The organism is Silvania confinis, from assembly GCF_025564085.1.
GTDB lineage: Bacteria > Pseudomonadota > Gammaproteobacteria > Enterobacterales > Enterobacteriaceae > Enterobacter > Enterobacter confinis.
The window spans coordinates 497,191-509,322 of record NZ_JAMGZJ010000078.1 but is presented as its reverse complement, the minus strand read 5'-3'; the positions used below and the strand labels follow the sequence as shown (position 1 = coordinate 509,322).

12 protein-coding genes are annotated in these 12,132 nt (G+C 53.7%); 3 read left to right on the top strand and 9 right to left on the bottom strand.

Annotated elements, in window-relative coordinates:
* Positions 1-26: 26 nt before the first annotated feature.
* The gene (gene mdtG / locus M8013_RS20170; RefSeq protein WP_271269550.1) at positions 27-1,253 is read left to right on the top strand and encodes a multidrug efflux MFS transporter MdtG; all 1,227 of its coding nucleotides are present in this window, start codon (positions 27-29) and stop codon (positions 1,251-1,253) included.
* Between the two features lie 98 nt (positions 1,254-1,351).
* On the top strand, positions 1,352-1,726 hold the full coding sequence (locus M8013_RS20165) for a MysB family protein (RefSeq protein WP_271269549.1): 375 nt from the start codon (positions 1,352-1,354) through the stop codon (positions 1,724-1,726).
* Here the strand turns inward: M8013_RS20165 and M8013_RS20160 are convergent, their stop codons facing one another.
* The 3 genes from M8013_RS20160 to mdoG are packed head-to-tail and all read right to left on the bottom strand — an operon-like array spanning position 1,727 to position 6,071.
* Positions 1,727-1,954, bottom strand: a complete 228-nt coding sequence (locus M8013_RS20160; protein WP_271269548.1) for a YceK/YidQ family lipoprotein — start codon at positions 1,952-1,954, stop codon at positions 1,727-1,729. It lies immediately after the preceding gene.
* A gap of 60 nt (positions 1,955-2,014) precedes the next feature.
* Positions 2,015-4,543, bottom strand: a complete 2,529-nt coding sequence (gene mdoH / locus M8013_RS20155) for a glucans biosynthesis glucosyltransferase MdoH (RefSeq protein ID WP_271269547.1) — start codon at positions 4,541-4,543, stop codon at positions 2,015-2,017.
* Entirely contained in the window at positions 4,536-6,071 is a 1,536-nt protein-coding gene (mdoG, locus tag M8013_RS20150) for a glucans biosynthesis protein MdoG (protein ID WP_271269546.1), read from the bottom strand. The genes mdoH and mdoG overlap by 8 nt, the downstream gene beginning before the upstream one ends.
* Before the next feature lie 273 nt (positions 6,072-6,344).
* Here mdoG and mdoC point away from each other — a divergent pair, with 273 nt between their 5' ends.
* A complete protein-coding gene (gene mdoC, locus M8013_RS20145) occupies positions 6,345-7,505 on the top strand; it encodes a glucans biosynthesis protein MdoC (RefSeq protein WP_271269545.1) in 1,161 nt (386 codons plus the stop codon).
* A 35-nt stretch (positions 7,506-7,540) separates the two neighbouring features.
* Here mdoC and M8013_RS20140 read toward each other — a convergent pair whose 3' ends face one another.
* The 6 genes from M8013_RS20140 to csgB all read right to left on the bottom strand — a co-directional run bounded on the left by M8013_RS20140 (position 7,541) and on the right by csgB (position 11,414).
* Complete coding sequence (locus tag M8013_RS20140) at positions 7,541-9,028, bottom strand: phospholipase D family protein (protein WP_271269544.1); 1,488 nt, start codon at positions 9,026-9,028, stop codon at positions 7,541-7,543.
* The gene (gene ymdB, locus M8013_RS20135) at positions 8,961-9,503 is read right to left on the bottom strand and encodes an O-acetyl-ADP-ribose deacetylase (protein ID WP_271269543.1); all 543 of its coding nucleotides are present in this window, start codon (positions 9,501-9,503) and stop codon (positions 8,961-8,963) included. Before ymdB ends, M8013_RS20140 begins: the two co-directional genes overlap by 68 nt.
* Positions 9,504-9,607: 104 nt before the next feature.
* Complete coding sequence (locus M8013_RS20130) at positions 9,608-9,928, bottom strand: fimbrial protein (RefSeq protein ID WP_271269542.1); 321 nt, start codon at positions 9,926-9,928, stop codon at positions 9,608-9,610.
* Between the two features lie 159 nt (positions 9,929-10,087).
* Positions 10,088-10,414, bottom strand: a complete 327-nt coding sequence (gene csgC, locus M8013_RS20125) for a curli assembly chaperone CsgC (RefSeq protein ID WP_271269541.1) — start codon at positions 10,412-10,414, stop codon at positions 10,088-10,090.
* A 59-nt stretch (positions 10,415-10,473) separates the two neighbouring features.
* Positions 10,474-10,923, bottom strand: coding sequence for a curli major subunit CsgA (gene csgA, locus M8013_RS20120; protein ID WP_271269540.1), 450 nt, complete (start codon positions 10,921-10,923; stop codon positions 10,474-10,476).
* A 41-nt stretch (positions 10,924-10,964) separates the two neighbouring features.
* Positions 10,965-11,414, bottom strand: coding sequence for a curli minor subunit CsgB (gene csgB / locus M8013_RS20115; protein WP_271269539.1), 450 nt, complete (start codon positions 11,412-11,414; stop codon positions 10,965-10,967).
* Positions 11,415-12,132 lie beyond the last annotated feature (718 nt).

Below are 12,132 nucleotides of genomic sequence, written 5' to 3'. Positions count from 1 at the left end.
CGTCGCGCATCAGAACGCGGATCGTTATGTCATCCTCAGAAACGCCAATAAACTGGAAACGTAACCTGACGGTTACCTGGCTGGGCTGCTTTCTCACAGGCGCTGCCTTTAGCCTGGTGATGCCTTTTCTGCCGCTGTACGTCGAGCAGCTTGGCGTCAGCGGCCACAGCGCGCTGAACATGTGGTCAGGGCTGGTGTTTAGCATCACCTTTCTGTTCTCGGCCATTGCCTCTCCCTTCTGGGGTGGGCTGGCGGATCGCAAGGGGCGAAAGATCATGCTGCTGCGCTCGGCGCTGGGGATGGCGATCATCATGCTGCTGATGGGGATGGCGCAAAATATCTGGCAGTTTCTTATTTTGCGCGCCGTGTTAGGGCTGCTGGGCGGGTTTGTGCCGAACGCTAACGCGCTGATCGCCACGCAAATCCCGCGCCACAAAAGCGGCTGGGCGCTGGGTACGCTGTCCACCGGTTCGGTGAGCGGCGCACTGCTTGGCCCGCTGGCGGGCGGGTTGCTGGCCGACAGCTACGGCCTGCGTCCGGTGTTCTTTATTACTGCGGTGGTGTTGTTTATCTGCTTCCTGTTGACCTGGTTCTGCATCCGGGAGAATTTTACCCCGGTGCCTAAAAAAGAGATGCTCCACGCCCGACAGGTCTTTGCCTCGCTGAAAAACCCCAAACTGGTGTTAAGTCTGTTCGTCACGACCCTGATTATTCAGGTGGCGACCGGCTCGATTGCGCCGATCCTCACGCTGTACGTGCGTGACCTGGCAGGCAACGTCGGCAATATTGCGTTTATCAGCGGGATGATCGCCTCCGTACCGGGCGTGGCGGCACTGCTCAGCGCCCCACGACTGGGGAAATTGGGCGATCGTATTGGCCCGGAACGGATCCTGATCGTTGCCCTGGTGTTCTCGGTGCTGCTGCTGATCCCAATGTCGCTGGTGCAAACGCCGTGGCAGCTGGGGATTTTGCGCTTTTTACTCGGCGCGGCCGACGGTGCGCTGCTGCCTGCCGTGCAGACGCTGCTGGTGTATAACTCCACCCGGGAGATCGCCGGGCGTATCTTCAGCTATAACCAGTCGTTTCGCGATATTGGCAACGTCACCGGCCCGCTGCTGGGATCGGGAATTGCTGCCAGCTTTGGTTTTCGCACGGTGTTTATCGTTACCGCCGGCGTGGTACTGTTCAACGTATTTTATTCCTGGCTCAGCCTGTCGCGGGCAGTCCGTCAGCCGCAGTCAGCGCCAGATTAAGACAACTCCGTGACACCTTTTGCCGCATTCTTACTTGCAAGCAGTGAGAATCAGCTATTCTTTCCCTGAATACTTCGTCAAATCACAGGGAGACGCCAATGACTATGTATGCCACGCTGGAAGAGGCTATTGATGCCGCTCGCGAAGAGTTCCTCGCCAACAATACTGGCGTTGAGGAAGCGGACGCGAATATTGAGCAACTCAATATACAAAAGTATGTCCTGCAGGACGGCGACATTATGTGGCAGGCCGAATTCTTTGCAGACGAGGGCGAAGATGGCGAATGTCTGCCGATACTCAGTGGCGCTGCGGCGCAGGCCGTTTTTGATGATGACTTTGACGAAATTGAGCTGCGTCAGGAGTGGCTGGAAGAAAACACCCTGCATGAATGGGATGAGGGTGAATTTCAGCTTGAACCCCCACTGGATACCGAAGAGGGGCGAGCCGCAGCGGACGAGTGGGACGAGCGCTAGTTACTCATAGGGTCCATGCTGCGCGTCGATCGGCAACAGCAGGGTATCGAAGACCAACGAAAACGGCAGATCCAGCACCGTCAGGTAACGCCAGGCGGAGTCGCGAACATCCCATTGCACGCCGGGATAATATTGATTGCCGTGCCCCTGTCCGGGTACGGCACGGCTGATGATACTGCCGCAGCCGCTCAGCAGTAACGCCATCATGATAACAATGAGTATTCTCATTCCTTCCTCAATATAAAAAAATACCGGCTCATGAGCCGGTATTTATTTGCCGGTGGCGCTTTATTTCACTTTCAGTGCCAACGGATTCATCTTCAGCGTCTGGTAGTAGTTTACCCAGGACGAGTATTTCTCCGGGGCGGACCACACGCGGTAATGCAGACGCGACAGCGTGACCGGGTCGCTCAGCAGCACCAGACGACGATCGCGGTGCAGCTTCTCCGGCGTCTCGTTCAGTGCCTGTTCCACATGGCGATCGCGGGCAATCTCCAGCACGTGACTGGCGCGGTGGCGAGCCGTCGCCATCGCCGTTGCCAGGGCGTTGAATGACGGGTTAAACACCGCGTGCATAAATCCATCGCTCAGCGAACGGCTGCGGTTCAGCTCCAGATACTTGTCGGTATCCACCAGCACCTGCGGCGGGGAGTACTCTTCCGGGATCAGGAACAGCTTCCAGCGTTTGGTGCGCAAGCCCAGCGTTGAACGGCTGGAGAACACCGACACAAACGGCGACAGGATCAGTGAGAAGACGATCGGTGCCAGCCAGAACAGGAAGCGCAGATCCAACCAGGCCATGCCGACAGCCCACACCAGACCGAGCAGCATCTGCGAGCCGTGACGCATAAAGGCTTCGCTCCACGGGGTGGAGTCGTCATCACGCTGCGGTGAATTCCAGACCACTTCCCAGCCGAGGAAGGCGCTGACCACGAATACGGTGTGGAACAGCATGCGCACCGGTGCCAGCAGAACCGAGAACAGCACTTCCAGCAGCAGAGAGAGCGTTACGCGGAAGAATCCGCCGAACTCTTTCGACCCTTTGCACCAGATCAGAATGATACTGAGCAGCTTCGGCAGGAACAGCAGCACCATCGTCGAGGCAAACAGCGCAATCGCCAGCTCCGGACGCCACTGCGGCCACACCGGGAACAGCTGGCGCGGTTGCAGGAAGTACTGCGGTTCGGTCAGGGCATGCACCACCTGCAGCGCGGTCGACAGGGCCAGGAACATAAACCACAGCGGCGCGGAGAGATAGGACATGACGCCAGTCAGGAATACCGCACGGTGTACCGGGTGCATCCCTTTAACGAGGAACAGGCGGAAGTTCATCAGGTTACCGTGACACCAGCGACGGTCGCGCTTCAGCTCATCCAGCAGGTTCGGCGGCAGCTCTTCATAGGAGCCCGGCAGGTCGTAGGCAATCCACACCCCCCAACCGGCACGACGCATCAGCGCCGCTTCCACGAAGTCATGTGACAGGATTGAACCGGCAAACGAACCTTCACCCGGCAGCGGTGCCAGCGCACAGTGCTCAATGAACGGCTTCACGCGGATGATAGCGTTGTGTCCCCAGTAGTGAGACTCGCCCAGCTGCCAGAAGTGCAGGCCCGCAGTAAACAGCGGCCCGTACACGCGGGTCGCAAACTGCTGGCAACGCGCATACAGCGTATCCATGCCTGACGCCTTCGGCGAAGACTGGATGATCCCGGCATTCGGGTTAGCTTCCATCAGGCGCACGAGGCCAGACAGACAATCACCGGTCATCACCGAGTCGGCGTCAAGCACCACCATGTAGCTATACTGGTTGCCCCAACGACGACAGAAGTCATCGATGTTACCGCTTTTACGCTTCACACGACGACGACGACGGCGATAGAAGATCTGCCCTTCGCCCTGTACTTCGGCGATCAGCTCCATCCATGCTTTCTGCTCAGCGACGCAGATATCAGGATCGTAGCTGTCGCTCAGGATGTAGACGTCGAAATGTGCCCCGTTCCCGGTCGCTTTTACCGACTCCCAGGTGGCGCGCAGGCCCGCGAAAACACGATCCACGTCTTCATTACAGATAGGCATGATCAGCGCAGTACGGTGTTCAGGATTAAGTGCTTCATCCCCCACCGTCGACGCAGAAATACTGTACTTGTCCCGGCCAATCAACAGCTGCAGGAAGCCCATCAGCGCGGTCCAGAAACCGGCCGAGACCCAGCAGAAGAGAATGGCAAACAGCAGAAGAATGCCGCTTTGCAAAATATACGGCAGCAGCTGCATAAACGAGACCAGCAGATTCTGGTCAAACATATCGGCCGGATTGATCAGCGCCCAGCCCTGGTACGGCAGAATGGTTTTCATGTACCAGGTGGCGACGACGGTCTGCGCGATAGTCAGCAGCAGCAGGATATAACGTCGAATACTGCCGACGGTACGCCATTTCTCCTCGTTGGCCTGCTGCTCTTTGGTCAGGCGGGAGAGATAGCGCGGGGTGACGTCACGACCGCGAAGACGATCCCAGAAACGGCCCACCGGGTTGGTGCGCCAGGGATCGGGAAACATCGAGGAGCGCGTGGCTTTCGGCATCGCCTGAAGCTGAGCGCGTCCTTCGTCATCGCGAATTAACTGCCCTTCGCCCAGCGAATCGGGCCAGGCCTGCTCAAGACGGCTCTTTACAGAGCCCAATGGGGTGTCATCATCGCGGGTAAACGGATGATGATCAGCATCCAGCGCGGTATGAACCGCGCTGAGATCCCCCTTTGGCAGTGCCGCCTTCTCGATATCACTCAGCGGCAGGGCATCGATATACTCATTTGTCTTATTCATTGGCAGGTAGCTGATAGCTCCAGGTTTCACTCAGCGGCTGGTCAGCGTTCACCAAAGCGGCGCGCATCTCAGTCGGCTGTTTGGCATCTTTGACTTTCACACGCAGCGTTAAACGCCAGCCTTTAGTGACCGGGTTATAGCGCACGGTGTTTTCAACGATTTCGCCGTTGTCGCCAATGCTCGCCTGTGCGGTGACAGGGGTTTCTGCTGCCAGTTTTTTCATCTCCTGGCCGGAGAAATCCACCACAAAGGCAATGGTGCCATCAGGCTGGCGGATCAGATTCGACTGTTTCACATCACCGGTGGAGCGACGCGTCTGGGTGACGTAGGCGCTTTCTGGTGCATGCAGCTTGTCTTCATCGCGGCTCATGGTGATGGAGTAGTTGAAGTTCATCTCTTTCCCGGCTTCCGGCAGTTGATCCGGCGTCCAGTAGGCGACGATGTTGTCATTGGTCTCATCGTTGGTTGGGATTTCTACCAGCTCAACTTTGCCTTTGCCCCAATCGCCTTTCGGGGTGATCCAGGCGCTTGGGCGCAGATCGTAACGATCGTCCAGATCTTCAAAGCGGGAGAACTGACGACCGCGCTGCAGCAGGCCAAACCCCTGTGGGTTTTCCATGCTAAAGCTGCTTACCGCCAGGTGTTTCGGGTTGTTCAGCGGACGCCAGATCCACTCGCCGTTACCGGCCAGGATCGACAGACCGTTGGAGTCATGCAGTTCCGGACGGAAGTTTGACACCGGTGACGGCTGGTTTGGTCCAAACAGGAACATACTGGTCAGCGGAGCAACGCCCAGCTTGCCAACTTTGTCGCGCAGATAGACTTTAGACTGCACGTCCACCACGGTATCGCGGCCCGGAATGACCACAAAGCGATACGCACCGGTGGCACGCGGTGAGTCCAGCAGCGCATAAATAGTCAGACGCTTGTCGGTCGGTTTTGGACGTTCGATCCAGAACTCGCGAAAACGCGGGAACTCTTCGCCGGACGGCAGCGCGGTATCGATCGCCAGTCCACGGGCAGAAAGACCGTATACCTGGCCGCCACCAATAACGCGGAAATAGCTGGCCCCCAACATGCTGACAATTTCGTCGTTCTTATCTTTACTGTTGATGGGGTACAGGACTTTGAAGCCCGCGAAACCCAGGTCTTTTACGGTGTCTTTATCGTGCTGTACATCACCGAAATTAAAATAATCCGGGTTGTACTTAATTTTGCGAACCGCAGTGGAGGTCACTTCATTGATGGTGACCGGCGTGTCGAAGTACATCCCTTGATGATAAAACTCAAGCTTGAATGGGGTTTTAATTTTGTTCCAGTAAGCTTTATCGTGATTAAACTGGATCTGCTGATAGTCCGCATACTTCATGTCACGGAAAACGGAGGGCAAGTTACTTTTAGGTGCCTCGTAGCTCTTGCCTGCCATCGTTTTCGCCTGTTTTGCGACGTCGTCGATGGTAAAAGACCAGGCCGATGAGGTATACAGAGACAGCAATACTGCCGCCCCTAACCAAGGCATTTTCATCATTTGTAGTTTATGTTTCATAATAAGTAAGCACTTCCCCCTTTGTGTGCTTATATCGATCCGATCCATTTTAATGGAAAATCAGGCAATCCGACAACATAATCACCGCTTTGTTAAGCGCGCTGGCTCATGGATTAAGCAAGTGAAAGCAACCCGTATTCACTTTGTGTGCTTATCCTGGAGACAGTTTGTCGGACTTCGTGTAGGGTTGGCTCCGAATGTAAACACTATTGGTCTTATGGATAAGACGAAAAGTCTGAGAATGTACAACGTTATATGAGCACCATACCCGCACAACGCGAATATTTCCTTGATTCTATACGCGCCTGGCTGATGCTGCTGGGGATCCCGTTCCACATCTCCCTGATCTATTCGAGCCATGTCTGGCACGTCAATAGCGCCGAATCCTCGTGGTGGCTGACGTTGTTCAACGACTTTATACACTCGTTTCGCATGCAGGTCTTTTTCGTTATTTCCGGCTACTTTTCCTACATGCTGTTCTTGCGCTATCCGCTCAAGCGCTGGTGGAAAGTCCGCGTCGAGCGGGTCGGCATTCCGATGCTCACCGCTATCCCCCTGCTAACGCTGCCGCAGTTTATCATGCTGCAGGATGTCAAAGGTAAAGCCGATAACTGGCAGAACCTGTCGCTGTACGAAAAATACAACACGCTTGCCTGGGAACTGGTGTCGCACCTGTGGTTCCTGCTGGTGCTGGTGGTAATGACCACCCTCTGCCTGTGGCTGTTCAGCCGCATGCGCCGCCACCTGAGCACCCGTTCAGAAACATTTTTTGCCAATATGACTTACGGCAAACTCTCGGTGCTGTTTTTACTGGCGGGCATTGCCTATGCCGGGCTGCGCCGCACGCTGTTTATAGTGTATCCGCCAATACTGAGCGACGGACTGTTTAACTTTGTGGTGATGCAGACCCTGTATTATCTGCCCTTCTTTATTCTTGGCGCGCTGGCGTTTGTGCATCCACAGCTCAAAGCGCTGTTTACCACCCCGTCGCGCGGCTGCGCCCTTGCGGCAGGACTGGCGTTTATCGCTTACCTGCTTAATCAGCGCTATGGCAGCGGTGATGCCTGGATGTACGAAACCGAAAGCGTGATCACCATGCTTCTGGGGTTGTGGATGGTTAACGTGGTCTTCTCGCTGGGGCACCGCCTGCTGAATTTTAAATCGGCACGCGTCACCTATTTTGTGAATGCATCGCTGTTTATTTATCTGGTACACCACCCGCTGACGCTGTTCTTCGGCGCGTATATCACGCCGCATATCAGCTCAAATCTGCTCGGCTTTACCGCCGGGTTGGTATTTGTGGTGGGTATTGCGATTGTGCTGTACGAAATTCATCTGCGCATTCCGCTGCTACGCTTTCTGTTTTCCGGCAAACCGGCCACCAAAGCCGATAAGAGCCAACAGCCTGCCAGCTAAAACGCGGGGCGTCGGTCAACGCACCGGCGCCGCGTTTACAGCAACCATTCCACCGGCAGCCAGTACGCCAGCCGCACCAGTACCCGCTGCATAAACCGGGTTTTCGGCTCTTTCTTTAACACGATCTCTTGCCCGTCCTTGTGCTCGATCCAGTTCAGCCGACCAAATCTGTCCAGCCGCAGCTGCCAGGCTTCCTGACGCTGGCTGCGTACAAAACGGTGATGGATCAATCTGGCCAGCGTTTCGCTTTCGATCACAAAGCCCATCTCGGTATTGAGCATCGTGGAGCGGGGATCGAAGTTAAGTGAACCGATAAACACTTTCTCGCCATCAATACTGAACGTTTTCGCATGCAGGCTGGAGCCCGAGTTACCGGTGATCCCGCGGTCGTGCACCACCGGGACGCCCTCCTGCGTCGGTTTGAGTTCATACAGTTCTATGCCATGACGCAGCAGCTTTTTACGCCAGCGGGCGTAACCGGCATGCACGACGGCGACATCATTTGCGGCCAGCGAATTAGTGAGGATGGCGACCTTCACGCCCTTGCGCACCATCTTTAGCAGCAGCGCCACGCCGGCACGGGTCGGGACAAAATACGCCGAGATAATGTCGATTTGCTGCACCGGTGAGCCCATCACATCAAGCAGTCGCTGGGGTAGCAGAGAGTGGCGCTTTGCTCTGCCCTGCCCTTTTCGCGGATCGTCACTCAATAAGCGGGTTTTCGCCCAGATAAGCGGCAGCGTTCCCGCCTCAAGGTGGGCAATAAAATCGCTGGACTGCAGTTTGTCCAGATAGCGGCGGGTGATGTCATCCTGATACCAGTCATCCGGCGGGTGAATTTTTTGCTTAATTTCGTTCTCTGACAATTCCAGCACCTGCTGGAGCGTTGAGACCGAGGCGCAGTTCCAGTAACGTTCAAAATCCTCGGCAACGTCCTGCACCACCGGGCCGGTGGCCATTACATCCAGATCGGAAAATAGCGGTTCTTCACCGGCACCAAAATAGGCGTCGCCGACGTTACGACCGCCGACAATGGTGACTTCCCCATCGACGGTATAGCTTTTGTTGTGCATCCGGCGATTAAGCCGGGCGAAATCGGTGAGGTACCCCAGGGCACGCAGGGAGCGAAACGAGAAGGGATTAAACAGACGAACCGCAATATTAGGATGGGCATCGAGCAGGCGCAGGATCGCATCCAGCCCCTGGGTGTTGTTGTCATCCAGCAGCAGGCGCACCCGCACGCCGCGCGTGGCGGCGGATAATAAAACAGAGAACAACAGCCGCCCGGACATATCGTCTTCCCAGATGTAGTACTGAACGTCGAGCGTTTTTTCCGCCATCTCCGCCAGCCGGTAGCGGCAGGCGAAGGCGTCCAGACTGTTATCAAGGGGGAGAAGGCCACAAAGACCCGGATGCGCAGAACTGACCGGCGCAATGGCGCGCCCCAGTCGCGTGTTATGCGTCGGTTTCCTGTCCTCGTTGGGTAAGCAGTCGCTGGTAAAGCCGGGTATCTTCTTCATCATAACAGACAAAGTATACCCGCTCCGGCAGAGGCTTGCGGGTGAGATAATCCGAAACCGTGTTCACGGCAATTTGGGCGGCCGCAACGCGCGGAAAACCGTACGCCCCGGTACTGATGGCCGGGAACGCCAGGGTTTTATAGCCGTTGGCTGCCGCCAGATTGAGGCTATTACGGTAGGAATCTTCCAGGATACGCGCTTCATGCTGTTCGCCGCCCTGCCAGACCGGACCGACGGTATGAATCACCGCTTTGGCCGGTAAATCTCCTGCCAGGGTAATGACCGCCTGTCCCGGTGCGCACTCCCCCTGCTGCTGGCGCACCACCTTGCAGGCCTCCAGCAAGGCAGGTCCGGCCGCCCGGTGAATCGCACCATCCACACCGCCGCCGCCCATTAATGAGGGATTGGCTGCATTTACCAGAACATCAACGTGCAGCGTGGTGATATCACCCTGAAAGACTTCAATGCGAGATAACATAGATAACCTCTGCTTAGTGTTTTTTCTTAAGTGTATCGCAGAGGAGACCGGGTGAAAGCATGCAAATCAGAAATCCTCTCCTGTCGCTGCAGGAGAGGCCTGTTTTAGCGGTAATCAACCTGCACAATACCGAGCGTTTTTTCAGGGTTAATCCAGGTCATGCTGATCGCGGCACGTTCAGAGACGACCGTTGTATGATTTAAGACGTCGGCGTAGCTCACCTGACGGGTTTGCATTTTGTTTCCCTGCAGACAGGAAACGGAAATGTTGCGTGATTCAGGGGCAATCACGCACGGATCTTCCACAATCTGGCCATAAAAATGAATCGTGCCCGTCTGCGATGAGGTGGCAGCAAACGCAGACGGCAGGGTAACAGCGAAAATCAGGGCCAGACCTGCAGCCCGTGTAACGGCGAAAGCGACCATCAGAGCGATCCTTAACCATAATCTTCCCTGATGAATTAACAGCACGCATTTTTTATCAGTGCCGACGAGCATCGGTGATGCCAGCAATATCAGCATAGCGTTGTGTTAACATTCTGGCTACATTATTCAATACATTGATTTCATGAATGTTTTATCCCGCTAGGTTTTTGCGGGTGGCCACTGCTGCGTTAAGTGCAGCGATTTACCGTCCGACACCGTCACAATGACGTTGATCTTATCATTGGGCCCGGAATTGACCGTCATGCGCGAAAGATTGACGGTTTTATTCGCCGGTAACGAGACGGTATTGCGCTGATTCGAATTGCTCTGCCCGCCCGGCCCGGTACGTGAAGTCACAATCTGCACCTGACACAGACAGGATTCGGTCACGGTCACCTGGGGAACAATGGTCAACATTTCGCCTTCGGTAGCCGTCTGAAAGGTAATCTGGCTGGTCAGTGCCGCCAGCAGTACAAGCGTATTCATGATTTTCTCCCAAAAAAAAACAGGGCACAGGCCCTGTTTTTTATCGAACAACGTAGCCCTTAGTACTGGCCAGCGTTAACTCGGTTACCGAAGCCAACCTGGGTGACGTTCGCTTCAGAGCCGTTTGCGGTCTGACGAATATCTACCGCGTTACGACCACCAGACTGCGATACATCAACGCTCAGGTTTTTACCGCTCCACTGGCTAACAGTAGCGGAGTTACCAAAGCCACGTTGATTCAGATCGATAGTGCTGTCATCCGCGCCTTGAGAAAGGTCAGCAGTGTTGCCGAAGCCATGCTGTCTTACATCAATGGTTGAATCACGTGCATCACTTTGCAAGGAGTTAACGAGGTTATTACCACCGTATTGATAAACGGTCAGCTTTTCATCTGGACCATTATTATTACCGTGGTTACCGCCATTTCCACCCCATTGAGGAATAGAACCAGCCATTGCGCTGCCAGAAACTACGATTGCTGCAATTACTGCCACTTTTAAAAGTTTCATCGTAAAGCCCCCATCGGATTGATTTAACTCATCACTAATAGCTAGCGTTGGATAACGCGAATTGCCATCTGCGACTGTCTCTGCACTACAACTGCCGTTTTTTGAGTACCGTACTGAGTAACACTCGCCTTATTACCAGAACCTTTCTGGATAATCATTGCGGTATTACCAAATGCACCTTGTTTAATACTTGCATCGTTCGCGCTGCCCGTCTGATCAATATAAGCAAGGTTGTAACTGCCTGATTGATCGATGTTCGCACGGTTATTTCCGCCTTCCTGTGATACGACAGACAACAATTTCGATCCATCCTGACGAACATTGGTACTATTATTCGTACCATATTGCCCAACAATGGCGGACTGGTTATATGAAGATTTACTCAATTCATTAACCGCGAAGTTGTATTCTGATGCTGCCAAATCATTAGTTGCGAAAACTACGCCAGGTGCACCCAGTAATGCAAACATCAATAACAGCTTGTTCTTCATGTTGTCACCCTGGACCTGGTGGAAATAAATAACTTGTGTTAACAACGCTAAATATTTTGTTAACTCGGCGTTACGATGAAGAGTATGTCTGTCGAAACAATTTAAATATCTCACCCGCCAGTTGTATTTTTATTCCTATGATCACCCCAAAGTATTAAATAAAATAAAACACGCCATAGGGTTAGTGATTTTTCAGAGAGTTAAAAAAAGGCAAATGTAAAATTCAGAAATGAATAGCAGGAAAAGGACTGACTTGCCGTTTCGTCTGGCCTCCAGGCTCACCACACCGATATATCGCTAACTCTGTGACAAAGCACCTGATTTCTTAAGACGTTTACACAGTGTAAAAATAGGCTTAGCTTTTTGGTAACGCTCATACCTGACATACAATAATTGACAAAATATATTACCCATAAAAAAACAACAAGTTAATATAATTTGTATGATTTTTTAAATGTGTGCATCAATATCAAAATGTACAACTTTATGCTGAAATCTAAGCAATTCGGGAACTTGTTTTTTACAAAATAATATTGAATTTTACATTCTGTTACATCATTAACACTTGCTTTAAAAACCGTAATGGCTAGATTGAAATCAGAAGTTCAGAAGTATCTTAAATATTTTCCCTCCCTTCTGAGGGACATGATTTCTCTTCTACACACAGCAGTGCCACATCTGACAGCGCTTCTGGAGCCCCCGTAATATATCGGGGGCA

Coding starts and splice junctions, on each gene's coding strand:
- mdtG (WP_271269550.1), top strand. CDS start 27: ATGTCATCCTCAGAAACGCCAATAAACTGGAAACGTAACCTGACGGTT.
- M8013_RS20130 (WP_271269542.1), bottom strand. CDS start 9,928: ATGGTCGCTTTCGCCGTTACACGGGCTGCAGGTCTGGCCCTGATTTTC.
- mdoG (WP_271269546.1), bottom strand. CDS start 6,071: ATGATGAAAATGCCTTGGTTAGGGGCGGCAGTATTGCTGTCTCTGTAT.
- mdoH (WP_271269547.1), bottom strand. CDS start 4,543: ATGAATAAGACAAATGAGTATATCGATGCCCTGCCGCTGAGTGATATC.
- M8013_RS20140 (WP_271269544.1), bottom strand. CDS start 9,028: ATGATGAAGAAGATACCCGGCTTTACCAGCGACTGCTTACCCAACGAG.
- M8013_RS20165 (WP_271269549.1), top strand. CDS start 1,352: ATGACTATGTATGCCACGCTGGAAGAGGCTATTGATGCCGCTCGCGAA.
- ymdB (WP_271269543.1), bottom strand. CDS start 9,503: ATGTTATCTCGCATTGAAGTCTTTCAGGGTGATATCACCACGCTGCAC.
- mdoC (WP_271269545.1), top strand. CDS start 6,345: ATGAGCACCATACCCGCACAACGCGAATATTTCCTTGATTCTATACGC.
- csgA (WP_271269540.1), bottom strand. CDS start 10,923: ATGAAACTTTTAAAAGTGGCAGTAATTGCAGCAATCGTAGTTTCTGGC.
- M8013_RS20160 (WP_271269548.1), bottom strand. CDS start 1,954: ATGAGAATACTCATTGTTATCATGATGGCGTTACTGCTGAGCGGCTGC.
- csgC (WP_271269541.1), bottom strand. CDS start 10,414: ATGAATACGCTTGTACTGCTGGCGGCACTGACCAGCCAGATTACCTTT.
- csgB (WP_271269539.1), bottom strand. CDS start 11,414: ATGAAGAACAAGCTGTTATTGATGTTTGCATTACTGGGTGCACCTGGC.